This window comes from Streptomyces sp. NPDC057694 (assembly GCF_042799415.1).
Taxonomy (GTDB): Bacteria; Actinomycetota; Actinomycetes; order Streptomycetales; family Streptomycetaceae; genus Streptomyces.
Map to the genome: position 1 here is coordinate 248,181 of NZ_JBHVIX010000012.1, position 25,592 is coordinate 273,772.

Consider the following 25,592-nt stretch of genomic DNA (forward strand, 5'->3'; position numbering starts at 1 on the left):
GTCGGGTGCAGGATGGAGCCATGGTCAGGTCCAGTAAGGGGGCGGACAGCGCCCGCAGCGCGCCCGACGCCCTGGAGGGGTTCTCCCCCGCGACCCGCGGTTGGTTCACGGGGGCCTTCTCCGCGCCCACGTCCGCCCAGGCCGGGGCGTGGCGGGCGATCGGCGAGGGCTCGGACGTGCTCGTGGTCGCGCCGACCGGATCGGGCAAGACGCTGGCCGCGTTCCTGGCGGCCCTGGACCAGCTGGCCTCCACCCCGCCGCCCGCCGACCCCAAGAAGCGCTGCCGGGTGCTGTACGTGTCTCCGCTGAAGGCCCTGGCGGTCGACGTGGAGCGCAATCTGCGCAGCCCGCTCACCGGCATCCGCCAGGAGGCGGTGCGCCTCGGCCTTCCGGAGCCGGAGGTGAAGGTCGGCATCCGCTCCGGCGACACCCCGCCCGCCGAGCGCCGTGCCCTGGCCACCCGCCCGCCGGACATTCTGATCACGACTCCCGAATCACTGTTCCTGATGCTGACGTCGGCCACGCGTGACGCGCTGACCGGCATCGAGACGGTGATCCTGGACGAGGTGCACGCGGTGGCCGGCACCAAGCGCGGCGCTCATCTGGCGCTCTCCCTGGAGCGCCTGGACCAGCTGCTGCCCCGCCCGGCCCGCCGCATCGGCCTGTCGGCGACGGTCCGCCCGGTCGACGAGGTGGCGCGCTATCTGTCGCCGCAGCGCCGGGTGGAGATCGTCCAGCCGCCCTCGGGCAAGGAGTTCGACCTGTCGGTGGTCGTTCCCGTCGAGGACCTGGGCGAGCTGGGCGGCTCGCCCGTGGCCGATTCCGGCCAGAGCGCCGAGCGTCCGTCGATCTGGCCCTCGGTGGAGGAGCGCATCACGGACCTCATCGAGGCCCACCGCTCGACGATCGTGTTCGCGAACTCCCGCCGCCTCGCGGAGCGCCTGTGCAACAGGCTGAACGAGATCGCGTACGAGCGTGCCACCGGTGAGGCGCTCCCCGAGGACCACTCGCCCGCCGAGCTGATGGGCGGCTCCGGCGCGGCGACAGGTGCTCCCCCGGTCATCGCCCGCGCTCACCACGGCTCGGTCTCCAAGGAGCAGCGTGCCCTGGTCGAGGAGGACCTGAAGGCGGGTCGGCTGCCCGCGGTCGTGGCCACCTCCAGCCTGGAGCTGGGCATCGACATGGGCGCGGTGGATCTGGTCGTCCAGGTGGAGTCGCCGCCCTCCGTGGCCACCGGTCTGCAGCGGGTCGGCCGTGCGGGCCACCAAGTGGGCGCGGTCTCCACGGGGGTCGTCTTCCCGAAGTACCGGGGCGACCTGGTGCAGTCGGCCGTGGTGACCGAGCGCATGCGGACCGGCTCCATCGAGTCGCTGCGCGTCCCGGCCAACCCCCTGGACGTCCTCGCCCAGCAGTTGGTCGCGATCACGGCCCTCGACAGCTGGCAGGTCGACGACCTCCTCACCCTGGTCCGCGGGGCGGCGCCCTTCGCCTCGCTCCCCGAGTCGGCGTTCACCGGTGTGCTCGACATGCTGGCGGGCCGCTATCCGTCCGACGCCTTCGCCGAGCTGCGCCCGCGCGTCGTCTGGGACCGCGTCGCCGGCACCGTCACCGGCCGCCCCGGGGCGCAGCGCCTGGCCGTCACCTCGGGAGGCACGATCCCCGACCGCGGCCTCTTCGGGGTCTTCCTCGCCGGCTCCGACCCCAAGAAGGGCGGCGGCCGGGTCGGCGAGCTGGACGAGGAGATGGTCTACGAGTCCCGGGTCGGCGACGTCTTCACGCTCGGCACCAGCTCGTGGCGCATCGAGGACATCACGCGTGACCGCGTCCTGGTCTCCCCCGCCCCCGGAGTCCCCGGCCGCCTCCCCTTCTGGAAGGGCGACCAGCTGGGCCGCCCGCTCGAACTGGGCCGCGCGGTGGGCGCGTTCCTCCGCGAGATCGGCTCCCAGAAGCCCGATGACGCGCGCGTGCGGCTGAGCGCGGCGGGCCTGGACACTTGGGCCGCCGACAATGTCCTCGCGTACCTGGGCGAGCAGCGCGAGGCCTGCGGCCACATCCCGGACGACCGCACCATCGTGGTCGAGCGTTTCCGCGACGAGCTGGGCGACTGGCGGGTCGTCGTCCACTCCCCCTTCGGCGCCCAGGTGCACGCTCCGTGGGCACTCGCCCTGGGCGCTCGTCTCAGCGAGAAGTACGGCATGGACGCGCAGGTCATGCATGCCGACGACGGCATCGTGCTGCGTCTGCCGGACGCGGATCTGATGGGCCTGGACCTCCTCGACCAGGAGCCCGCCAAGCCGGGCACGGAGTACGACGCCGAGCAGGCCCCCATCGGCGCCGCGGACGTCGCCTTCGACAAGGGCGACGTGAACCAGATCGTCACCGAACAGGTCGGCGGATCGGCCCTGTTCGCCTCGCGCTTCCGCGAGTGCGCGGCCCGCGCGCTGCTGCTCCCCAAGCGCAACCCGGGCAAGCGCACCCCGCTGTGGCAGCAGCGCCAGCGCGCCTCCCAGCTTCTTGAGGTGGCCAGCGAGTTCGGTTCGTTCCCGATCGTCCTGGAGGCGGTGCGCGAGTGCCTCCAGGACGTCTTCGACGTACCCGGGCTCGCCGAGCTGATGGGCGACATCGAGTCCCGCAAGGTGCGCCTCGTCGAGGTCACCACCCCGGAGGCGTCCCCGTTCGCCCGCTCACTGCTGTTCGGCTACGTGGCGCAGTTCCTGTACGAGGGCGACTCCCCGCTCGCCGAGCGCCGCGCGGCCGCGCTGTCCCTGGACTCGCACCTCCTGGCCGAGCTGCTCGGCCAGGCCGAGCTGCGCGAGCTGCTCGACGCGGACGTCCTGGCCGAGCTGGAGCAGGAGCTTCAGTGGCGCACCGAGGACCGCCGCATCAAGGACGCCGAGGGCGTCGCCGACCTGCTGCGCCTCCTCGGCCCCCTCACCGACGCCGAGCTGACCGAGCGCGGCGCCGGGCCCGGCTGGGCCGAGGACCTCACCGCCGCGCGCCGCGCCATCCGTGTCCGCCTCGCCGGCACCGACCACTGGGCGGCGATCGAGGACGCCGGCCGACTGCGCGACGCCCTGGGCACCGCGCTGCCCGTCGGTGTCCCCGAGGCGTTCACGGAGCCGGTGAAGGACCCCCTGGGCGATCTCCTGGCCCGGTACGCCCGCACCCACGGCCCGTTCACCACGGCACAGGCGGCGGCCCGTTTCGGCCTGGGCACCGCGGTCACCGAGGGCGCCCTGCAGCGCCTCGGCGCGAACGGCCGGGTCGTACAGGGCGAGTTCCACCCGGCGGGCATCGGCCAGGAGTGGTGCGACGCCGCCGTGCTGCGCCGCCTGCGCCGCCGCTCGCTGGCCGCGCTCCGCCACGAGCTGGAGCCGGTGCCCCCTGCCGCCCTGGCCCAGTTCCTGCCCCAGTGGCAGCACTTGGGCGGTCACGGCCTGCGCGGCATCGACGGCCTGGCCCGCGCCGTCGAGCAGCTCCAGGGTGCCTCGGTGCCCGCCTCCGCACTGGAGAAGCTGGTCCTGCCCTCCCGCGTCTCCGGCTACGTACCGGCGATGCTGGACGAACTCACGGCGTCCGGCGAGGTGGTGTGGGCCGGAGCGGGCTCACTGCCCGGCAAGGACGGCTGGGTCAGTCTCTACCTCGCCGACACCGCGCCGCTCCTCCTGCCACCCCCGCACCCGCTGGAGCCGACGGCGCTCCACCAGTCGGTCCTGGACACCCTCGCGGGCGGCTACGGCCTGTTCTTCCGGCAGATCGCCGACCAGGTCCGCGCCACCACCCACCCCGAGGCCACCGATCCCCAACTGGCCGACGCCCTGTGGGAGCTGGCCTGGTCGGGCCGGCTCACGAACGACACGCTGGCACCGATGCGCGCCCTCCTCGGCTCCGGACGCACCGCCGGATCCACCGCCCACCGGGCCCGCCGCGGCATCCCGCGCGGGCGCTACGGAAGCCTCACGGCGGCCGCCCGCGCCACGTCGCGCACCGGCCCGCCCACGGTCGCGGGCCGCTGGTCCGTGCTGCCCGCCCAGGAGAGCGACCCGACGGTGCGCGCCCACGCCCTGGCCCGCACCCTCCTCGACCGGCACGGCGTGGTGACCCGCGGCGCCGTGGCCGCCGAAGGCATCGAGGGCGGCTTCTCGGCGGTGTACCGGGTGCTGTCCGTCTTCGAGGAGAGCGGCCAGGCCAGGCGCGGCTATGTCGTGGAGGGTCTGGGCGCGGCCCAGTTCGCCATGGACGGCGCCGTGGACCGGCTGCGCGCGGCGGCGACCGCGCGGGAGCGCGGCGCGCCCCCGCCGGACCCCTACGCCCCGGCCGACACGCCCGCCACGAAGAGCGACGCACCCCGCGCCCTGGTCCTGGCAGCGGCCGACCCGGCGAACGCGTACGGGGCGGCCCTGTCCTGGCCGGAGCCCCCCACCGGCGCCGGCCACAAGCCGGGCCGCAAGGCGGGCTCCCTCGTGGTCCTCGCCGACGGCGAACTGACGCTCTACATGGAGCGCGGCGGGAAGACCCTGCTGGCCTGGCCGGCCACCGACGGCACCCCCTCGGCGGACGCCGCGGCCCCCACCCCCGCCGAGCTGGCCGACGACCCCCGCCTGCCCGCGGCGGCGCGAGCACTCGCCGACGCGGCCCGCTCCGGCGCGCTGGGCACGATCACGGTCGAACGGATCAACGGCACGGCCGCACTCACCTCCCCGTACGCCTCCCTGCTGGAAGAATCCGGCTTCCACGCGACACCCCGCGGCCTGCGCCTGCGCGCCTGAGCCGTATGGCCCATCCGGGCCCCGTCAGGGGCGCGGGGAACTGCGCGACCAGCCACAACGCACCCGCACCCGCACCCGCCCACACCACAGGCCCCTCCAACGGCGCGCCCGCACACCCCAGCCCACAGCCACAGCCACAGCCACACGGCATGCCACCCGCCCCCCACCCCGCCTACGCTGAGTTTCATGCCCGAAGGAGACACCGTCCTGCAAGCCGCGAAGCGGCTGCACACCGCCCTCGCGGGCCAGGTGCTAACCCGCTCCGACCTGCGCGTCCCCCGGTTCGCCACGGCCGACCTCACCGGCCGTACGGTCCTGGACGTCACCGCGCGCGGCAAGCATCTGCTGACCCGCGTCGAGGGCGGCCTCACGCTCCACTCGCACCTGCGGATGGACGGCTCCTGGAAGATCTACGCCCCGGGCGAGCGCTGGCGCGGCGGTCCCGCCCACCAGATCCGCGCGATCCTCGGCAACGAGACCCGCACGGCCGTCGGCTATCGACTCCCCGTCCTCGAACTCCTGCGCACGGCGGAGGAGTCCAAGGCCGTCGGCCACCTCGGCCCCGATCTGCTCGGCCCCGACTGGGACCCCGACACGGCCCTGCGCAACCTGTTCGACGACCCGGCCCGCCCGCTCGGCGAAGCCCTCCTCGACCAGCGCAATCTCGCCGGGATCGGCAATGTCTACAAGTCCGAGCTCTGCTTCCTCCTGCGCGTCACTCCCTGGCTCCCGGTCGGCGAACTGCCGGACGAGGCCGCCGCCCGGCTCCCCCTGCTCGCCAAGAAGCTTCTCGAAGCCAACCGCGACCGCCCGACCCGCATCACCACCGGCAGCTCCCACCCCGGCGAGCACCTCTACGTCTACGGCCGCGCCCCACGCCCCTGCCTGCGCTGCCGCACCCCGATCCGCAAGGCGAACCAGGGCGACGGATCCCGTGAACGCCCCACCTACTGGTGCCCGCGCTGCCAGCACGGCCCGACACCGTAGAAGCAGCCCCCGCGGAAGCAGCCCGCACTTCGGATCGCGCACGACAATTGACGACCCGTCAGAAATGCTCGTACGGTCCTTGCATGCCTGTCACGGCGTACGACCTCACCGGACGCACCGCATTCGTCACCGGCGCGGCGAGCGGCATCGGCCGCGCCTCGGCCGTCCTGCTCGCCCGGGCCGGAGCCACCGTGCACTGCGCGGACCGCGACGAACAGGGCCTGCACGAGACGACGGACCTCATCAAGCAGGACGGCGGCACCGCGCACCCGCACCCGCTCGACGTCAGCGATCGCACCCAGCTCACCGAGGCGATCGCCACGGCGTCCCGCCCCACCGGCGACGGCAGCGGCGGCCTCGACATCATGGCCGCGATCGCCGGGATCATGCACTCCAGCCCCGTCCTGGAGACCCGCGACGAGGACCTCGACCGCGTACTCTCCATCAACTTCAAGGGCGTCCTGTACGCCTGCCAGGAAGCGGCCCGCACGATGATCGCGAGCGGGACTCGCGGCAGCATCGTCACGATGGCGTCCGGCGCCGTGGACACCGGCGGCCCGGGCCTGCTCTGCTACGGCGTCGCCAAGGCGGCCGTCGTCCAGCTGACGAAGACACTCGCGACGGAGGTCGGACCGCACGGCATCCGGGTCAACGCGGTCGCTCCCGGCTGGATCCGCACCCCGATGACGACCCGGCACGACGATCGCGCCCAGGCCCACACGGAGTCCCTGATGACGCGGATGACCCCGCTCGGCCGGGTCGGCGAGCCGGACGAGATCGCGCACGCGGTGCTGCATCTCGCCTCTGACGCCGCGTCCTTCACGACGGGCCAGATCCTCCGCCCGAACGGAGGCGTCGCCATGCCCTGGTGACCAGTCCCGACAACCCGCCCGCGGCATCCTGCCCGGCCCGCAGCGCCCTGACCCGCACCCGCCGGGCACCGTGGTGACCCGGCATTCCCGCGACGCCGGCGGCCTTCGACTTGGGCAACGCGTGCACCGGCAGCAGACTCAGCCCCCAGCCCCCCGCGGCGACGGCCCCCTCGAACGCCCCCGCGTCCGGCGCGAAGGCCAGCCGCAGCACTCCCCACCACCACAGCGCCCCGACCAGCACGGCGGGTATCCAGCGCAGCGCTCGCCACCGGCCCACCGTCACCGCCCGCTCACCTCCACCCGTCCCGCACCACTGGCCACTGCCCGATACTCACGACGCCTGCACCACTCGCCACATCCCGACGCTAATGACGCCCGCACCTCACGGACAGGGCGCACCGGGGCGCGCCACCGTCGAGACGGCACGCTCCCGGTCGCGCGGCAGGGGCTCAGCCGCCGTTCTCGGCCTGGAACATCCAGTGATGCTTCTCCAGGTCGGCCGTGATGGCGATGAAGATGTCCTGGCTGACGGGGTCCGCGTCACCGGTCGCGTCGATCCGCTCCCGCATCCGGGTGATCACGGCGCCGAGGGCGTCCACGAGCGTCCCCACGGCGTCCACGTCCTTGACCCAGCCGTCGGCGACGGCGCCGATCCCGCTGGTGGCGGCCACGGTCCCGGCCCGGCCGTCCGGCGACACCCCGAGCGTGGAGGCCCGCTCGGCCACCGTGTCGGAATGCAGGCGCGCGGTGTCCACGACCTCGTCGAGCTGCAGATGCACGGACCGGAAGCGGGGACCGACCACGTTCCAGTGGACCTGCTTCGCCACCAGTGAGAGATCCACCAGGTCGACCAAGGCTCCTTGTAGTGCCTCGGAGACGGTCTTCAGGTCAGCATCGGACAGCGGGCTCTTCACGACGTACATCCGTTACCTCCGTATCGAAATCATCACCAACAATGACATATACGTACGACAACGGACATACGAAGAAGCCCCGGTCGGCGATGCCGACCGGGGCTCTTCTCACACTCATGCTGTGCTCAGGCACTACGCCGCGACGACGTCCACGGCCTCCGCAGGTGCCTTGATCGTCACCCGTTCCGGCGGGACGCCGGTCACGGAGACGGCATTGAGCATCGGGCGAACCGGCGCTGGCACCGGCTCCGAAGGGACGGCTGCCGCCGACGCGGCCAGCTCCGCGAGAGCGAGCTCGTCGCTCACCTCGCGCATCAACTCGGACATCCGTACGTCAAGCGCGTCGCAGATCGCGGAGAGCAGTTCGGAGGATGCCTCCTTCTGCCCCCGCTCCACCTCGGAGAGATAACCGAGCGAGACTCGGGCGGACGAGGAGACTTCGCGCAGAGTACGGCCCTGGCGCTGGCGCTGCCGACGCAGCACGTCACCCAGCAGGCGACGGAGCAGAATCATCGGTGGCTCCCTCCTCGGACCGCGTAGCCGCATCCTTCACGCCCCACCGTACCGCCTTGGGCGGCGGCCGTGCGGGGAGCGATGTCGTGTTCACTCAGGGCTGCAAACATCAAAACCCCCCGTTCTGTTCCGTATCCTGTGTCCGCGCATTCCCAGTACGTTCGCCGGAATGCCCTCCGACCAGCTCTTCCGCGAGCAGCCCGAGCACGCTCCGTACACTCTCTCTACGAATTTCCGCCCGGCCGCCGTTCAACCGCAGCCGGAGCACTTTGCGGCTACCAGCGAAATCCGGTACATGCCGGGAACCGTCCGTCCCAGGCCCCTCGGGCCCTGCCACGGCGACGAAGACGGTGCCCACCGGCTGCCCGTCCTGGGGCTCGGGGCCCGCGACGCCGGTGGTGGCGATCCCCCAGTGCGCACCGAGCGCGTCGCGCACTCCGGCGGCCATCTGGAGCGCCACATCCGGGTGGACGGCGCCGTGCGCGGCGAGCAGTCCCGCGTCCACTCCGAGCACCGTGTGCTTGAGCTCGGTGGCGTACGCGGTGACGGAGCCGCGGAAGGCCTTCGAGGCCCCCGGCACGGACACCAGCTCCGCGGCGACGAGACCGCCGGTCAGCGACTCGGCGACGGCAAGGGTCTCCCCTCGCTCCGTCAACAGCCGCAGCGCCTCGGCAGCCCCGTACGTCACTTCTCGGCCGCCTCCGAAGGCGTCTGACCGGCCGCTGCGGCCTGGGAGACAGCCGCGGCGGCCTGCGCCTCGGCCAGTCCGGCGCGACGCAGCACGACCGCCTGTCGTACGTAGTCGAGGCCGGTGATCACGGTGAGCACCACGGCCACCGCCATCACCCAGAACCGGAACGTCGCGAGCGGCCCGGTCAGCGCGAGCACGTACATGCCCACGGCCGTGCCCTGCGCGAGGGTCTTCATCTTGCCGCCGCGGCTGGCCGGGATGACCCCGTACCTGATCACCACGAAGCGCAGCAGGGTGATTCCCAGCTCACGCCCGAGGATGACGCCGGTCACCCACCACGGCAGGTCACCGAGCGACGACAGACAGATCAGCGCCGCTCCCATGATCGCCTTGTCGGCGATGGGGTCGGCGATCTTCCCGAAGTCGGTGACCAGGTTGTACGTACGGGCCAGATGACCGTCGAAGACGTCCGTGATCATGGCGACGGCGAACGCCGCCCAGGCCCACGCCCGCATCGCCGGGTCGTAGCCCCCGTCGGCCAGCATCAGCGCCACGAAACCCGGCACCAGGAGCAGCCGGATCATGGTCAGGATGTTGGCGATGTTCCACAGGCTGGCCTGGTTCACGGCCGCAGTGCCCAGCTTGCCGCCGGGCGCCGGCCTACCGGTGCCACCCGCGGCGGATGCCGGCACTCCGGTCATCTGCCTGCCTCCTCAAGCCCGTCGAGCGGCTCGGCGACGAGGTCCACTCCCTCGGTCCCGACCACCTTTGCCACGACCATACGGCCGACACTCAGTCGCTCGCCGCCCGTGAGCCGCACCTGGCCGTCCGTCTCCGGTGCCTGGTGCGCGCCGCGGCCGAGCACGCCGTCCTCGGCGTCCACCGACTCGACGAGCACCTCCACGGTCTCGCCCAGGCGGTCCTCGGCCCGCTGCGACACCAGCTGCTCGGCGAGACGCGACACACGCGCGAGCCGCTCGGCGACGACGTCCTCGTCCAGCTTGTTCTCGTACGTGGCCGCTTCCGTGCCCTCCTCGTCGGAGTAGCCGAAGACGCCGATGGCATCCAGCCGCGCGCCGTTCAGGAACCGCTCCAGCTCGGCGAAATCGGCCTCGGACTCACCGGGGAAGCCCACGATGAAGTTCGACCGGACACCCGCCTGCGGCGCCTTGCTCCGAATGGTGTCGAGCAGCTCCAGGAAGCGGTCGGTGTCGCCGAAGCGCCGCATCGAGCGCAGCACCGAGGGAGCCGAGTGCTGGAAGGAGAGATCGAAGTACGGGACGACCTTCTCGGTCCCCGTCAGCACGTCGATGAGCCCCGGCCGCATCTCGGCGGGCTGCAGATAGCTCACCCGCACCCGCTCGATCCCGTCGACACCGGCCAGCTCGGGCAGCAGCGACTCCAGGAGACGGATGTCACCGAGGTCCTTGCCGTACGAGGTGTTGTTCTCGGAGACCAGCATGACCTCCTTGACACCCTGCTCGGCGAGCCACCGCGTCTCGTTGAGCACGTCGGACGGGCGGCGGGAGATGAACGAGCCGCGGAACGAGGGGATGGCGCAGAAGGTGCACCGCCGGTCGCAGCCGGAGGCCAGCTTCACGGAGGCCACGGGCGCCCCGTCGAGCCGGCGCCGCAGCGGCGCGCGGGGCCCGGACGCGGGCGCGACACCCTCGGGAAGCTCGGTCAGCTCCACGACCGGGGCGTGCCCCGGCAGGGCGATGCCGGAGCCCGCCTCCTGGCGCTCGGCCGGGCTGATGGGCAGCAGCTTGCGCCGGTCGCGCGGGGCGTGGGCCTCCACGCTCCCGCCCGACAGGATGGTCTGGAGGCGGCCGGAGATGTCCTCGTAGTCGTCGAAGCCGAGCACACCGTCGGCTTCGGGGAGGGCCTCGGCGAGCTCCTTGCCGTACCGCTCGGCCATGCAGCCCACCGCCACGACGGCCTGGGTTCTGCCATGCCCCTTGAGGTCATTGGCTTCGAGGAGGGCGTCGACGGAGTCCTTCTTGGCGGCTTCGACGAAGCCACAGGTGTTCACGACGGCGACATCGGCGGACTCGGCGTCCTCGACGAGCTCCCAGCCGTCCGCCTCCAGGCGGCCTGCGAGCTCCTCCGAGTCCACCTCGTTACGGGCGCAGCCAAGAGTGACAAGTGCGACGGTACGGCGTTCGGGCATGGACTCAAGACTACTTCGTCCCACCGACAGCCCTCGCCGGGAGGGTTACCGGGAGATCGCCGAGGCCACCGGACGGGGGTGTCAGCCGACCTCGGGATCGCCCTTGGTGTACGTGAGCCGCTCGACCTGACCGGCCTGGAACTCGTCCTGGATCTTCTTCCCGTTCACATACAGCTGGACGGCACCGGCATCACCCAGCACCACGTCGACCTTCTGGTTGTCCTGGAAGGTCTTCGACTGACCCTGTTCGAGCACTCCGTCGAACAGAAGCCGTCCGTTGTGGTCCTTCGCGGAGATCCAGCTGCGCCCGTCCGCCGCGTTGATCTTGACGGTGACCTTGTCGCGCGGGGCGGCCGCGATGGCGCTGTCGGACGGGTTCGGCTTCGGGTCGGAGGGCTTCTTGGTGCTGGGCTTCGGCTTGGGGCTGGTGGGCTTGGACGTGCTGGGGGTCGCGCCCTCGGCGGCCTGCTGCTTGTCGCTGTCGCCGCCCCCGCCGTTCACCGCCGTGTAGCCCACGAAGGCGATGACCGCGACGATCGCGGCGACCATGGCGGCCGTCCAGTTCGGCCGACGGGGCTCGGAACGGATGCGCTCGGCCTCGAACAGCGGTGTGGCCGGTGTCGGGGCGGGCCGTCCGCCGTGCTCGGCGCCGAACTGCGCGAGCAGGGGTTCGGGATCGATCCCCACGGCACGCGCGAGCGTGCGGATGTGGCCACGCGCGTACACGTCGCCACCACAGCGCGAGAAATCGTCCTGTTCGATCGCATGGACGATCGGAATGCGCACCCGGGTCGACTGGCTGACCTCGTCGACAGTGAGATCCGCGGCGACACGTGCCTGCTGCAGGACCTGACCGATCGACGGCCGGTCATCGCCCGCTTGCGGGATGTGGTCTTCCGAAGGGCGGTCGTCTTCAGGGGAGTTGCCGATGGACACGGGGGCGCCTTTCGAGCGTGTAGCCACCTGCTGGAGGTTCAGTCTAGGGGGGGTACGAAAGGGTGGGGCAACCGGGCGGTCGGACTTTGTACGCCATCAGAGCCACCGGCGTGACCCGAGGTTCTGGTGGTCGACAAGGCGTCGCCCCTTCCCTCAACTTGACGTACGGGATGAGGAAACGGTTGCCCCGGATTCCCTTACGAGTGACATCGAAATCGCGCCGGTCCAGGACTGCGCGATTCCGGGCCGCCCGGTCCGGGTCCGACCGGCCTAAGGTTGAGCCTCCCCGCGGATCACCGCGAGCACTCCATCGAGTTCGTCCGGCTTCACGAGCACGTCCCGCGCCTTGGATCCCTCGGTCGGGCCGACGATGCTCCGCGACTCCATGAGGTCCATCAGCCGGCCGGCCTTCGCGAAGCCCACGCGCAGCTTGCGCTGGAGCATGGACGTCGACCCGAACTGGGTGGAGACGACCAGCTCCACCGCGGCGCACAGCAGCTCCAGGTCGTCGCCGATGTCCTCGTCGATCTCCTTCTTCTGCTTGGTGCCCACGACGACGTCTTCCCGGAAGACGGGCGCCATCTGGTCCTTGCAGTGCTGCACGACGGCCTGGATCTCGTCCTCGGTGACGAATGCGCCCTGCATACGGGTCGGCTTGTTCGCGCCCATGGGCAGGAAGAGCCCGTCGCCCTTGCCGATCAGCTTCTCGGCGCCGGGCTGGTCCAGGATGACGCGGCTGTCGGCGAGCGAGGAGGTGGCGAAGGCGAGCCGCGAGGGCACATTGGCCTTGATGAGGCCGGTGACGACGTCGACCGAGGGCCGCTGGGTGGCGAGGACCAGATGGATTCCGGCCGCACGCGCGAGCTGCGTGATCCGCACGATCGAGTCTTCCACGTCCCTCGGCGCGACCATCATCAGGTCGGCGAGCTCGTCGACGATCACCAGCAGGTACGGGTACGGCTTCAGCTCGCGCTCACTGCCCTCGGGCGTCTTGAGCTTGCCGTCCCTGATGGCCTGATTGAAGTCGTCGATGTGCCGGTAGCCGAAGGCCGCGAGGTCGTCGTAGCGCAGATCCATCTCCCGCACGACCCACTGCAGCGCCTCGGCGGCCCGCTTGGGGTTGGTGATGATCGGGGTGATGAGGTGCGGAATCCCCTCGTACGCGGTCAGCTCCACGCGCTTGGGGTCGACGAGGACCATCCGAACGTCCTCGGGGGTCGCCCGCACCATGATCGAGGTGATCAGACAGTTGATGCAGGACGACTTGCCGGAGCCCGTGGCACCCGCGACCAGGATGTGCGGCATCTTGGCCATGTTCGCCATCACATAGCCGCCCTCGACGTCCTTGCCGAGCGCGACCAGCATCGGGTGGTCGTCCTCGGCGGCGTCCGCCAGGCGCAGCACGTCCCCGACGTTGACCATCTCGCGGTCCGTGTTCGGGATCTCGATGCCGACCGCGGACTTGCCGGGGATCGGGCTGATGATCCGCACGTCCGGGGAGGCGACGGCGTACGCGATGTTCTTGGCCAGCGCCGTGATCTTCTCGACCTTCACCGCGGGGCCGAGCTCGACCTCGTACCGGGTGACCGTCGGACCGCGCGTGAAGCCGGTGACGGCGGCGTCGACCTTGAACTCGGTGAAGACGGTCGAGAGCGATTCGACGACGGCGTCGTTGGCGGCGCTGCGCGACTTGCCGGGCCCGCCGCGGGTCAGCAGGTCGAGCGAGGGCAGCGAGTAGGTGATGTCGCCGGCGAGCTGGAGCTGCTCGGCGCGCGGCGGCAGGTCGCGCGGCGCGTCGGGCGAGGACTTGGTCAGGTCGGGCACGGCGAGCTTGGACGGCGTCTCGGGCTCCGGCGCGGCCGGCGGGGCCTGCCCGGCCTTCCTGCCGCGCGCGGTCGGTACGGGCGCCGTGCGCTCCGGCGCGGAGACGTCCCCGGTGCGCTCCCCCGTGCGTTCCCCGCCGACGCCCTGGGTCAGGTCGGCGACGAGCGGCGACGGCGGCATCCCGTGCAGCACCGCCCCGTCGAGGGCCGCGGCGGCGGCCGCGGCCACGTCCACGGCGTCCATGGGGCGCTCCATGGCGGGCTGTACGGACGTGCGCCGAGGCCTGCGCCGCTTGGAGAGGGCGTCTTCCTCTATCCGGTCGGGGTCGTAGCCCTGCGGCTCCTCCCGGGCCGCCGGGCGCCGCCGCCCGCGCGCGGGCGTGGCCTCGCGCCACTCGTCGTCGTACTCGCCGTCGACGGTGTCCCCGACGAGCGCGTCGTCGTGCACGATGCCGAGGCGCACGCCGAGCAGCCGCAGCCGCTGCGGGATCGCGTTGACCGGTGTCGCGGTGACCACGAGCAGCCCGAAGACGGTGAGCAGGACGAGCATCGGGACCGCGAGTACCTGGGTCATGGTGAAGCTCAGCGGGGTCGCGACGGCCCAGCCGATGAGGCCGCCCGCATCCTGTATGGCCTGCATACCTTCGCTGCGCGCGGGCGAGCCGCAGGCGATGTGGACCTGGCCGAGCACGCCGACGACCAGCGCGGAGAGGCCGATGACGATCCGCCCGTTCGCCTCGGGCTTCTCGGGGTGCAGGATCAGGCGCACGGCGATGAAGCCGAGCAGCAGCGGCACCAGCAGATCGAGCCGGCCGAACGCGCCGGTCACCAGCATCTCGACGAGGTCCCCCACGGGACCTTGCAGATTGGACCAGGTCCCGGCGGCGCAGATCAGCGCGACACCGAGCAGCAGCAACGCCAGGCCGTCCTTGCGGTGCGCCGGGTCGAGCCCCTTCGCGCCCCGCCCTATGCCGCGGAACATCGCTCCGACGCTGTGGGCGACGCCGAGCCACACGGCGCGTACGAGCCTGTAGAGGCCGCCGGTGGGATTGGGTGCGGGCTTCGGCGGGGCCTTCTTGGCAGCCGCCTTCTTGGGCGGTGCCTTCTTCGCGGGCGCCTTTTTCGCAGCGGCCTTCTTCGCCGGAGCCTTGGTCGGCGCCGCCGTCTTCTTCGCGGGCGTCTTCTTGGCTGCGGGACGTGAGGCCATAGGTGGGAGGTTACCGGGGGAGGGCGCCGGGGACACGTGTGGTCGTGGCTTCACCCGTTTGTGTCGCGATCTGACGCCGTGTGAAGTGACGCGCCCTCAAGGCCGGTCCGGCTGCTCAGTTCTGGGACGGGACGGACGGCGCACCGCTGCCCGTACCGGGTTCCAGTGCGTCGAGTGCTCTGCGCAGACCGGTGAGTTTGCGCTCCAGATGAGCGGCCGTGGCGACCGCCGCCGCGTCCGCCGACTCGTCGTCGAGCTGCTTGGACAGCGCTTCGGCCTGCTCCTCGACGGCCGCGAGCCGCGCGGACAGCTCGGCGAGCAGCCCCGCGGGCTCCTTCGCGTCACCGACGGCCTTGCCGCCACCCTCCAGCTGGAGACGCAGCAGTGCCGCCTGCTCCCGCAGTTGGCAGTTCTTCATGTACAGCTCGACGAACACCGACACCTTCGCACGCAGCACCCACGGGTCGAACGGCTTGGAGATGTAGTCCACCGCGCCGGCCGCGTACCCCCGGAAGGTGTGATGCGGCCCGTGGTTGATCGCTGTGAGGAAGATGATCGGGATGTCCCGAGTCCGCTCTCGGCGCTTGATGTGCGCCGCGGTTTCGAAACCATCCATTCCCGGCATCTGAACGTCGAGCAGAATGACCGCGAAGTCGTCCGTGAGCAGCGCTTTGAGTGCTTCCTCCCCGGACGATGCCCGCACCAGCGTCTGATCGAGCGCAGAGAGGATGGCCTCCAGCGCCAGCAGATTCTCCGGCCGGTCATCGACCAGGAGGATCTTGGCCTTCTGCACCATGGCCCGCCCTCCTCGCCCCGGCATGGGGCCGCCCCTGTCCGCAGGACTCGGGGAGGCTCCTGTCGCCGCCCCGGGGAACGACTCCCTTGCGCCGCCCGTCCTTGTGCCGGTCATGGTAGCCGCACCCCGCCTGTCGCCACACCCTGTCACCGCGATGTCACTGTGCACGTAGCAGAAACGCGGTGGGGGACCAGAAGGTTCCCCGTACACCGCACTTCTACACGGCCTTGGCCACACTCAGTCAGCAACTCTGCGTGAAAATTCCGTTTTCCGGTCACTCACCGCGCATCCACTGTTCCATCACGGAGAGCAGATGATCCGGGTCGACCGGCTTCGTGACGTAGTCGGAGGCGCCGGACTCGATCGCCTTCTCCCGGTCGCCCTTCATCGCCTTCGCGGTGAGCGCGATGATCGGCAGCCCGGCGAACTGCGGCATCCGCCGGATCGCCGTGGTCGTCGCATACCCGTCCATCTCCGGCATCATGATGTCCATCAGCACCACGGTCACATCGTCGTGCTGCTCCAGGACCTCGATGCCCTCACGCCCGTTCTCCGCGTACAGGACCGACAGGCCGTGCTGCTCGAGAACGCTGGTCAGGGCGAAGACGTTGCGGATGTCGTCGTCGACGATGAGCACCTTCTCGCCGCCGAACTTGATCCCGCGCCGCGGCGTCGGCGCGGAGATCTCCTCGGCCACGGCCTCCCACGGCTCCTGAGCGGGCATGGGCCGGGCCGGCAGGGCCGCGCGCGGCTCCGGTGCCGAGGCGGACCTGCGACGGCGCCTGAAGAGCGCCGCGGCGCCGTTCTGCGTCTCCCGGTACGACTTCACCTCCGCCGGGGTCTCCACCTCGGCGGCCGGCTCCGGCGCGGCGTCCAGGGCGAGCGGCCGGCCCGGCTCGACGGCCGGGGCGAGCTGCGCATAGCCCTGGGGCGGCAGTTCGCTCGGGTGCAGCGGCAGGTACAGCGTGAACGTGGAGCCGCGTCCGGGCTCGCTCGCCGCGTGGATCTCGCCGCCCAGCAGGCGGGCGATCTCCCGGCTGATGGAGAGCCCGAGGCCCGTACCGCCGTACTTGCGGCTGGTCGTGCCGTCGGCCTGCTTGAACGCCTCGAAGATGACCCGCATCTTGCTGGCCGCGATACCGATACCGGTATCGGTGACGGAGAACGCGATCAGATCGCCGTCCGCGTCCCGCAACGACCCGGCCTCCAGAAGCTGTTCACGGATCGCGTTCGGTACGTCGTTCCCGGCCGGCCTGATGACCAGCTCGACGGCTCCGGAGTCGGTGAACTTCACCGCGTTGGAGAGCAGGTTGCGCAGCACCTGGAGGAGGCGCTGTTCGTCGGTGTGCAGCGTGGTGGGCAGTTCCGGCGACACCCGTACGGAGAAGTCGAGTTGCTTCTCCGCGGTGAGCGGCCGGAACGTGGCCTCCACGTAGTCGACGAGCTGCACCAGGGCGATCCGCGTCGGCGAGACGTCCATCTTGCCCGCCTCGACCTTCGACAGGTCCAGGATGTCGTTGATCAGCTGGAGCAGGTCGGAGCCCGCTCCGTGGATCGTCTCGGCGAACTCGACCTGCTTCGGCGTGAGGTTCGCGTCGGCGTTGTCGGCGAGCAGCTTGGCGAGGATCAGCAGCGAGTTGAGCGGCGTGCGCAGCTCGTGCGACATGTTGGCGAGGAACTCGCTCTTGTAGCGCATCGACACCGCGAGCTGTTCGGCGCGCTCCTCGAGGACCTGCCGCGCCTCTTCGATCTCGGTGTTCTTGACCTCGATGTCACGGTTCTGCTGGGCGAGCAGTTCGGCCTTCTCCTCCAGTTCGGCGTTGGACGCCTGGAGGGCCTTCTGCCGGTTCTCCAACTCGGCCGAGCGCTCCCTGAGTTGCTCGGTCAGCTCCTGGGACTGCTTGAGCAGCACCTCGGTCTTGGTGTTCACGGAGATGGTGTTGACGCTCGTCGCGATCATCTCGGCGATCTGGTTGAGGAAGTCCTTCTGGATCTGCGCGAACGGCGTGAACGACGCCAGCTCGATCACCCCGAGCACCGTGCCCTCGAAGAGCACCGGGATCACGATGACCTGCGCGGGCGGCGCCTCCCCGAGCCCCGAGGCGATCTTCAGGTAGCCGCTGGGGGCGTTGTCCACGATGATCGTGCGCTTCTCCTGGGCGGCGGTGCCGATGAGCGTCTCACCGGGCCGGAAGGAGGTCGGCATCGAGCCCATGGAGTAGCCGTAGCTGCCGAGCATGCGCAGTTCGTACGCGTCCTCGTCACTGGTCGCCGCGTCGGCTCCCTCGTCCAGGGGCATCGCCATGAAGAACGCGCCGTGCTGCGCGGAGACCACCGGCGTCAGCTCGCTCATGATGAGCGAGGCCACGTCGTCGAGGTCGCGGCGGCCCTGCAGCAGACCGGAGATGCGGGCCAGGTTGCCCTTGAGCCAGTCCTGCTCCTCGTTGGCGATCGTGGTGTCGCGCAGGTTGGAGATCATCTTGTTGATGTTGTCCTGGAGGACCTGGATCTCGCCCGCCGCGTCGACGTCGATCTTGAGGTTGAGATCGCCGCGGGTCACCGCGGTGGCCACGGCCGCGATGGCGCGCACCTGACGGGTCAGGTTTCCGGCCATCTCGTTCACGGACTCGGTCAGGTCGCGCCAGGTGCCGTCGACATCGCGCACGCGTGCCTGGCCGCCGAGCTGTCCCTCGGTGCCCACCTCGCGGGCGACCCGGGTGACCTGGTCGGCGAACGACGACAGCTGGTCGACCATCGTGTTGATCGTCGTCTTCAGTTCGAGGATCTCGCCCCGCGCGTCGATGTCGATCTTCTTGGTCAGGTCGCCCTTGGCGATGGCGGTCGTGACCATCGCGATGTTGCGCACCTGGCCGGTGAGGTTCGAGGCCATGCCGTTCACGGACTCGGTGAGGTCCTTCCACGTGCCGGCCACGCCGGGAACGCGGGCCTGACCGCCGAGGATGCCGTCCGTGCCCACCTCGCGGGCCACCTTGGTGACCTGGTCGGCGAACGAACTCAGGGTCTTCACCATCGTGTTGAACGTGTCGGCGAGTTGGGCGACCTCGCCGCGCGCCTCGATGGTCACCGTGCGGGTCAGGTCGCCCCCCGCCACGGCGTTGGCGACCTGGGAGATGTTGCGCACCTGCATGGTCAGGTTGTTGGCCATGAGGTTGACGTTGTCGCTGAGGTCCTTCCAGATGCCCGTGACACCCGGGACCCTTGCCTGGCCGCCCAGTTGGCCCTCGGTGCCCACCTCGCGGGCGACCCGGTTCACCTGCTCCGCGAAGGCCGACAGCTGGTCGACCATCGTGTTCACGGTGGTGACGAGTTCGAGGATCTCGCCCTTGGCGTCGACGGTGATCTTCTTGGACAGGTCGCCCCGGGCGACCGCCGTGGTGACCTCGGCGATGTTGCGCACCTGAAGAGTCAGGTTGTTCGCCATGAAGTTCACGGACTGGGTGAGGTCCTTCCACGTACCGGACACACCCTGCACCTCGGCCTGACCGCCGAGGATGCCGTCCGTACCCACCTCACGGGCCACCCGCGTGACCTGCTCGGCGAACGCGGAGAGCTGGTCCACCATCGTGTTGAGGGTGTTCTTCAGCTCGAGGATCTCGCCGCGCGCGTCCACGTCGATCTTCTGCGACAGGTCACCGCGGGCGACCGCGGTGGCGACCTGCGCGATGTTGCGCACCTGGGCCGTGAGGTTGCCGGCCATGCCGTTCACGGAATCCGTCAGATCCCGCCACACACCGGCGACGCCGGGCACCTGCGCCTGACCGCCGAGGCGTCCTTCCGTGCCCACCTCGCGGGCCACCCGCGTGACCTGGTCGGCGAAGGCGGAGAGCTGGTCGACCATCGTGTTGATGGTGTTCTTCAGCTCGAGGATCTCGCCGCGCGCGTCCACGTCGATCTTCTGCGACAGGTCACCGCGCGCCACGGCCGTGGTGACCTGAGCGATCTGCCGCACCTGCGACGTCAGGTTGCCGGCCATGAAGTTGACGGAGTCGGTGAGTTCCTTCCACGTACCGCTCACCCCGTCCACCCGGGCCTGCCCGCCGAGCCGGCCCTCCGTGCCCACGTCGCGGGCCATGCGGGTCACCTGGTCGGCGAACGACGACAGCTGATCCACCATCGTGTTCACGGTGTTCTTCAACTGAAGCATCTCGCCGGAGACGTCGACGGTGACCTTCTGCGAGAGGTCACCGTTGGCCACGGCCGTCGTCACCTGGGCGATGTTGCGCACCTGACCGGTGAGGTTCCGGAAAGCCGTGTTCACAGAGTCGGTCAGGTCCTTCCACGTACCTGCCGCACCCACCACCAGCGCCTGACCGCCGAGCTCACCCTCGACACCGATCTCCCGCGCCACACGCGTGACTTCGGAACCGAAGGCCGACAGCTGGTCCACCATCGTGTTGACGGTGTTCTTCAGCTCCAGCATCTCGCCGGCGACATCGACGGTGACCTTCTGCGAGAGGTCACCGTTGGCCACGGCCGTGGTGACGGTCGCGATGTCGCGCACCTGTGTGGTCAGGTTCCTGAAGACGGTGTTGACGGAGTCGGTCAGGTCCTTCCAGGTCCCGGCCGCGCCCGGCACATTGGCCTGGCCGCCGAGCTGGCCCTCGGCCCCCACCTCGTTGGCGACACGCGTGACCTCGTCCGCGAACGTACGCAGCGTCTCGGTCATCTGGTTGATGGTCTCGGCGAGCTGGGCGACCTCGCCCCGCGCGGACACCGTCACCTTCTGGGACAGATCACCGTTCGCCACAGCTGTAGTGACCTGAGCGATCCCCCGCACCTGGGCGGTGAGGTTGCCGGCCATGAGGTTCACCGAATCGGTGAGGTCCTTCCACACGCCGGCCACACCGGGCACCTGCGCCTGCCCGCCGAGCTCGCCCTCCGTACCCACCTCGCGCGCCACTCGCGTGACCTCGGAGGAGAAGGACGACAGCTGGTCCACCATCGTGTTCACGGTGTTCTTCAGCTCGAGCATCTCGCCCGCGACGTGAACCGTGACCTTCCGGGACAAGTCACCCTTGGCCACCGCAGTGGTGACGAGAGCAATGTCACGCACCTGCGCGGTGAGCCGGTACGCCATCGTGTTGACCGAATCGGTCAGGTCTTTCCACGAACCGGACATTCCGCGGACGCGCGCCTGGCCGCCGAGCTTGCCCTCGGTGCCGACCTCGCTGGCGACGCGGGTGACCTCGTCCGTGAAGGTGGAGAGCTGGTCGACAAGGTTGTTGACCGTCCGTCCGACCTTCAGGAACTCCCCGCGCAGCGGATGCCCCGCCCCCTCGGGCACCTGGGCGCGCAGCTCCATGCGAGGCGACAGATCACCCTCGGCGACCGCCGTGAGCACCCGCCCCACCTCGGACACGGGCCGCACGAGGTCGTCGACGAGCGCGTTCGACGCGTTGATCGCCGAGGCCCACGAGCCCTCGCACGCGCCGGTCTCCAGCCGCTCCGTGAGCTTTCCCTCACGCCCGACCATCCGCCGCACCCGCGACAGCTCGCCGGTCAGGTGCAGATTCCGGTCGGCCACCTCGTTGAACACGGCGGCGATCTCCGACATCACGCCGTCACCGTTGACCGTGAGGCGCTTTCGGAAATTGCCGTCCCGCATGGCGACGAGACCGGCCAGAAGCCGGTTCAGCGCCGCACTGTCGACCGTTGTCGTCCCACTGCCGTTGCGCGATTTACGCTGTTTCGCCAGGGACTGTCCGCCTTCTGCGCGCGTTTTCTTGCCCCGCGTCGCTGCGCCAGACTCCACTGTGTCCCTCCCGCAGGGATCGACCTGTACTGCTCGGGTAGCTCGGCTTTGCCCAGATGCGCTTCTACCTCAGCACCGGTACTTCGATGCGTTCTCTTCAGAAGCTTGCCCAGTGTTTCACCATGGCTGAACCAGGCCATAACAGTTCGGCAGCTTCGCACACCGTCCGCACACCCTCCGGACGGAAAACACTGGCGACCGGCATCCGCATGGACGGCGAAGGTAAGTAACCTTGCATGCGGCTGTCCACCCACCCCGGTCGGCCCGACCTGGGCGGTGGCGGAAAACGAGCGGGCATCGGAGGGGCGGCCGAGACATGGGTACGGGAGACCTGGGCCTCGACATTCGTACAGCGAGTGCGGCAGGTACGGCGAGTACATCGAGTTCAACGCGTACAGGGAGTTCTGTGATCACCGCGCGTGCGGCTGCCACCTTCGAACCCGTCGGGCGGTCCGTCGCGACCGCCAGGTCCTTCGTGCGCGACACCCTCCAGGGGTGGGGCTACGCCGACATCATCGACGACGCCGTGGTGCTGACCAGCGAGCTGGTGACGAATGCCGTGGTGCACGCGGGCACATCCGCGGAAGTTCTGTGCCTGCGCAGTGACGACCATGTCCGCATCGAGGTCTCCGACCGCTATCCGGAACGCGAGATCCCGCTCCAGTCGTCGGCGATCAACATGGGCAGCCCCGACCGCGAGGGCGGCCGGGGTCTTCAGCTCTGCGCCGCGCTCGCGGGCCGCTGGGGAGTGGACTATTCGGCCACGCACAAGCAGGTGTGGTTCCAACTCGACCTGCCGGAGCGCTCGGTGGGCACGCGCGCGGCGGGGCCGATCGTCCCCACGGACCTCCTTCCGCTCGCCGACGAGCGGGTGCGGGTGGCCGTCGTGCAGATCGACAAGACCGGCGCGGTCACGTCGTGGAACGAGGACGCGGAGCATCTTTTCGGCTATTCCGCCGAGCAGGTCAGCGGCAAGCCCCTCACCGACTTCGCGGCCTGGCCGCACACGCCGGGCACCAGCACCGGAATCGCCGACGCGCTCCAGTTCTCCCGCTGGGAGGGCAGCTACGGCATCCGGGGCGCCAGCGGCCGCGTCCTCCCCGTCTACGCCTCCCATCTGCGGGTCCGTGACACCGACGGCGATCCGTCCACGGTCTGCCTCCTCGTACGCGATCACGAGCGCGCCGTGCTGCAGACGCCGCTGCGCGTCCCCGCGTCCGATTCCGCATCCTCGGACAGTCAGGGCTCCGATCCGTTCGAGGTCTTCATCGGCTCCCCGGCCCCCGACGACCTGGACGGCCTGCTCCAGCGCACGGTGGAGCGGGCCCGCGACATGCTCGACGGCGACTCGGCCTTCCTGCTGCTGGCCACGGACGACGAGACGGAGCTGGAGGTGCGCGCCTCCACCGGTCTCCCCTCGGCCCGGCAGCGCTTCGCGCGCGTACCGGTCGAGGTCGGACCCGGCCGCTACGGCTCCGCGCGCATGCCGGCCGTCCATGAGGACCTCACCCAAGTCCCGGGCGCCGTGCCGCTGTTGAACGGTACGGGCATGCGCTCGGTCGTGACGGTCCCGCTCAAGGTCGAGGGCCGGCTGACCGGTTCGCTCGGCGTCGCGGCCGAGGCCCCGGACCGCTACTCCAACGAAGAGGCGCTGCGGCTGCAGTTCGCGGCGGACCGCATCGCACTGGCGGTCGAATCGGCCCGCCTGGGCGAGCTGGAGAAGCTGCGCCGCGGTTCGCTGAGTTTCCTCGTCGAGGCGTCGGACCTGCTGGCCGGCACGCTCGACCGGGACCAGACGCTGGCGCTGATGGCCCAGATGACGGTGCCGACGCTGGCCACGTGGTGCGCCGTGTACACGATCGCCGATCAGGCCTCGGAACCGTATCTCTCGTACGTCCTGCACGAGGACGAGGAGCGCATCGACGGCCTCAAGGCGCTCCTCTCCAAGATCGCCCCGCCGGAGCCGGTGCCCACGCCGGGCGCCCGCGTCTGGCCGGCTCCGGCGGAAGCGGCGCACCAGGCGGCGCTGCGTACGTCGATGAGAAGCCTCGGCCTCAACGAGCCGACGAGCGTCACCTCCGGTATCGGCACCACTCTCGCCACGGCGTCCGCGGTGGGCGGCGAGACGGTCGTCCTCCCCCTGGTCGCCCGCAACCGCGTGATCGGCATGCTGACGCTCGGCAAGCCGACGGACGAACACTTCCGCCAGGAAATCCTGGAGCTGGCCGAGGACTTGAGCCGAAGGGCGGCCCTGGCCCTCGACAACGCCCGCCTGTATTCGGAGCGCATGGCGATCAGCCAGTCCCTCCAGCGCAGCCTTCTGCCGCCGGAGCTTCCGCACGTGCCGGGCGTCGAGGTCGAGGTCATCTACCGCGCGGCCGGCGAGGGCAACGAGGTGGGCGGCGACTTCTACGACCTCTTCCCGATCCGCGACGGCGCGTACGGCTTCGCGATCGGCGACGTCTGCGGCACGGGCCCGGAGGCGGCCGCGGTGACGGGCCTGGCCCGCCACGCCCTGCGCCTGCTGGCCCGCGAGGGCTTCGGCGGCCCCGCGGTCCTGGAGCGGCTGAACGCGGCGATCCTCGACGAGGGCGCCCGCAGCCGCTTCCTCACGCTGCTCTACGGGGAGTTGTGGCCGCAGGAGGACGGCTCGGCGGTCCTGAAGATGGTCTGCGCCGGCCATCCGCTTCCGCTGCGTCTGCGCCAGGACGGCACGGTCGTCCCGTTCGCGGAGCCGCAGCCGCTGCTCGGTGTCATGGACGACCTGGAGCTGTACGAGCAGACGATGACGCTGGACGCGGGCGATGTCCTGCTGTGCGTCACGGACGGCATCACGGAGCGCCGCGAAGGCACCCGCATGCTGGGCGACGACGGTCTCGCCGAAGTCCTGTCGACGTGTACGGGTCTGACGGCCGGCGCCGTGGCCGCGCGCATCATGCGCGCGGTGGAGCGCTTCGCCGCTGACGCCCCGTCCGACGACATGGCGATCCTGACGATGCGTGTTCCGGGCCTGGACCACGACTGACGCCGGAAGGGGCGGGGGGAAAGGCAAAAGGCCCCCGCCCTGTTTCCAGGGCGGCGGCCTTCAATTCCTGAGCCCCCAAGCGGAATCGAACCGCTGACCTTCTCCTTACCATGGAGACGCTCTACCGACTGAGCTATAGGGGCCTGTCGCTTTCGCGGTTTCCCGCGCGCTGACGAGTAAAAGCATACCCGACGATCAGGTTGCTTCGAACCATCGATCGCACGGCCCGCGAAGGCCGCTCTAGAAGGCGGGTTGAAGCAATCCGCCGAGCGCGTTACAGGCAGAGACGACCCGCTGCATCTGCCGCTTGGACAGTGCCGCGTCGACGGGCAGCGCGAGCGTTTCATCGGCCGCGCATTGCGTCTCGGGCAGTTCCACGTCACGTCGGAACGCGGGCATACGGTGCACCGGTGTCTTCACCGGCACGCTGCATTCAACACCCTTGCCCCGCAAGGCCCGGGCGAAGGCGTCCCGGTCGGGCCGCCCATTGCCGGGTACGCGCACGACGTACTGCTGATAGGTGTGTCCTTCGCTGCCCGCGGGCGTCCGCAGTCCGCTGAGCCGCCCGTTCAGGTAGGCGGCGTACGCGCGTCGCCGGCCGACTTCCTCGAACGGCTGCTGGGATTCGCCCTGTTCCATCAGGAACAGCCCGTGGCGCTGGGTGAGTCTCTTCAACCGCTCGACGTCGGCGTGGTGTCCGAAGCGGTGTACGGCGACCACGGCGGCGGTCCGCTCACTCACGCACGCGGCGACGTGTGCGGGGTCGACGCAGTACGTGTCGGGGTCGATGTCCGCGAAGACGGGAGCGGCGCCCGCCTGTACGACGGCTTCGGCGACCTCGGGGTTGCCGTAGGCCGGCACGATCACTTCGTCACCGGCGCCGACACCGGCTGCTTGCAGCATTCCAACTGTGCCCATGGCACCGAATCGTCATCGCACCACATGAACGACAAGTAAAGCGCAACAAAAAAGAGCTGGTCCCCGAACCAAAGGTTCGGGGACCAGCTCTTTATCAAAAGGAGTTCGGCGGCGTCCTACTCTCCCACAGGGTCCCCCCTGCAGTACCATCGGCGCTATAAGGCTTAGCTTCCGGGTTCGGAATGTAACCGGGCGTTT

At 70.3% G+C, this 25,592-nt stretch carries 15 protein-coding genes, 1 tRNA gene and 1 rRNA gene; 4 read left to right on the top strand and 13 right to left on the bottom strand.

The annotated features are described in order from the left end of the window. The first annotated feature begins 20 nt into the window (after positions 1 to 20). The 3 genes from ACFVDP_RS25530 (at position 21) to ACFVDP_RS25540 (ending at position 6,628) form a co-directional block, all read left to right on the top strand. Entirely contained in the window at positions 21 to 4,769 is a 4,749-nt protein-coding gene (locus ACFVDP_RS25530) for an ATP-dependent helicase (RefSeq protein WP_383493864.1), read from the top strand. A 186-nt stretch (positions 4,770 to 4,955) separates the two neighbouring features. Further along, positions 4,956 to 5,756: an Fpg/Nei family DNA glycosylase gene (locus tag ACFVDP_RS25535; protein ID WP_383493867.1), complete on the top strand. Its 801-nt coding sequence runs from the start codon at positions 4,956 to 4,958 to the stop codon at positions 5,754 to 5,756. An 83-nt stretch (positions 5,757 to 5,839) separates the two neighbouring features. Further along, the gene (locus tag ACFVDP_RS25540) at positions 5,840 to 6,628 is read left to right on the top strand and encodes an SDR family NAD(P)-dependent oxidoreductase (RefSeq protein WP_383493870.1); all 789 of its coding nucleotides are present in this window, start codon (positions 5,840 to 5,842) and stop codon (positions 6,626 to 6,628) included. Here ACFVDP_RS25540 and ACFVDP_RS25545 read toward each other — a convergent pair. The 10 genes from ACFVDP_RS25545 to ACFVDP_RS25590 form a co-directional block, all read right to left on the bottom strand. Beyond that, positions 6,576 to 6,911 carry a hypothetical protein gene (locus ACFVDP_RS25545; RefSeq protein ID WP_383493872.1) on the bottom strand — a complete coding sequence of 112 codons (336 nt, stop codon included), beginning with the start codon at positions 6,909 to 6,911 and terminating at the stop codon, positions 6,576 to 6,578. The genes ACFVDP_RS25540 and ACFVDP_RS25545 overlap by 53 nt on opposite strands. Positions 6,912 to 7,077: 166 nt before the next feature. Continuing rightward, the gene (locus ACFVDP_RS25550) at positions 7,078 to 7,551 is read right to left on the bottom strand and encodes a Dps family protein (RefSeq protein WP_383493875.1); all 474 of its coding nucleotides are present in this window, start codon (positions 7,549 to 7,551) and stop codon (positions 7,078 to 7,080) included. 123 nt (positions 7,552 to 7,674) lie between these two features. Next, a complete protein-coding gene (locus tag ACFVDP_RS25555) occupies positions 7,675 to 8,055 on the bottom strand; it encodes a helix-turn-helix domain-containing protein (protein ID WP_383493878.1) in 381 nt (126 codons plus the stop codon). 109 nt (positions 8,056 to 8,164) lie between these two features. Continuing rightward, entirely contained in the window at positions 8,165 to 8,743 is a 579-nt protein-coding gene (locus ACFVDP_RS25560) for a CinA family protein (RefSeq protein WP_383493881.1), read from the bottom strand. Then, entirely contained in the window at positions 8,740 to 9,447 is a 708-nt protein-coding gene (gene pgsA, locus ACFVDP_RS25565; RefSeq protein WP_383493884.1) for a CDP-diacylglycerol--glycerol-3-phosphate 3-phosphatidyltransferase, read from the bottom strand. Before pgsA ends, ACFVDP_RS25560 begins: the two co-directional genes overlap by 4 nt. Further along, positions 9,444 to 10,916, bottom strand: a complete 1,473-nt coding sequence (gene rimO, locus ACFVDP_RS25570) for a 30S ribosomal protein S12 methylthiotransferase RimO (RefSeq protein ID WP_383493887.1) — start codon at positions 10,914 to 10,916, stop codon at positions 9,444 to 9,446. The genes pgsA and rimO overlap by 4 nt, the downstream gene beginning before the upstream one ends. Positions 10,917 to 10,997: 81 nt before the next feature. Further along, positions 10,998 to 11,852, bottom strand: coding sequence for a helix-turn-helix domain-containing protein (locus tag ACFVDP_RS25575; RefSeq protein ID WP_383493890.1), 855 nt, complete (start codon positions 11,850 to 11,852; stop codon positions 10,998 to 11,000). A gap of 270 nt (positions 11,853 to 12,122) precedes the next feature. Further along, entirely contained in the window at positions 12,123 to 14,882 is a 2,760-nt protein-coding gene (locus tag ACFVDP_RS25580; RefSeq protein WP_383493893.1) for a DNA translocase FtsK, read from the bottom strand. 115 nt (positions 14,883 to 14,997) lie between these two features. Beyond that, positions 14,998 to 15,678 carry a two-component system response regulator gene (locus ACFVDP_RS25585; protein WP_383493896.1) on the bottom strand — a complete coding sequence of 227 codons (681 nt, stop codon included), beginning with the start codon at positions 15,676 to 15,678 and terminating at the stop codon, positions 14,998 to 15,000. A 274-nt stretch (positions 15,679 to 15,952) separates the two neighbouring features. Next, entirely contained in the window at positions 15,953 to 21,451 is a 5,499-nt protein-coding gene (locus tag ACFVDP_RS25590) for a HAMP domain-containing protein (RefSeq protein ID WP_383493899.1), read from the bottom strand. A gap of 406 nt (positions 21,452 to 21,857) precedes the next feature. Here ACFVDP_RS25590 and ACFVDP_RS25595 point away from each other — a divergent pair, with 406 nt between their 5' ends. After that, positions 21,858 to 24,476 carry a SpoIIE family protein phosphatase gene (locus ACFVDP_RS25595; protein WP_383493902.1) on the top strand — a complete coding sequence of 873 codons (2,619 nt, stop codon included), beginning with the start codon at positions 21,858 to 21,860 and terminating at the stop codon, positions 24,474 to 24,476. Between the two features lie 70 nt (positions 24,477 to 24,546). Here the strand turns inward: ACFVDP_RS25595 and ACFVDP_RS25600 are convergent. From ACFVDP_RS25600 to rrf, 3 genes are all read right to left on the bottom strand, one after another. Then, positions 24,547 to 24,619 (bottom strand) — tRNA-Thr (locus tag ACFVDP_RS25600). A 97-nt stretch (positions 24,620 to 24,716) separates the two neighbouring features. Beyond that, positions 24,717 to 25,379 carry a DegT/DnrJ/EryC1/StrS family aminotransferase gene (locus ACFVDP_RS25605; protein WP_383493942.1) on the bottom strand — a complete coding sequence of 221 codons (663 nt, stop codon included), beginning with the start codon at positions 25,377 to 25,379 and terminating at the stop codon, positions 24,717 to 24,719. A gap of 118 nt (positions 25,380 to 25,497) precedes the next feature. Then, positions 25,498 to 25,592 (bottom strand): 5S ribosomal RNA (gene rrf / locus ACFVDP_RS25610); the annotation flags it as partial.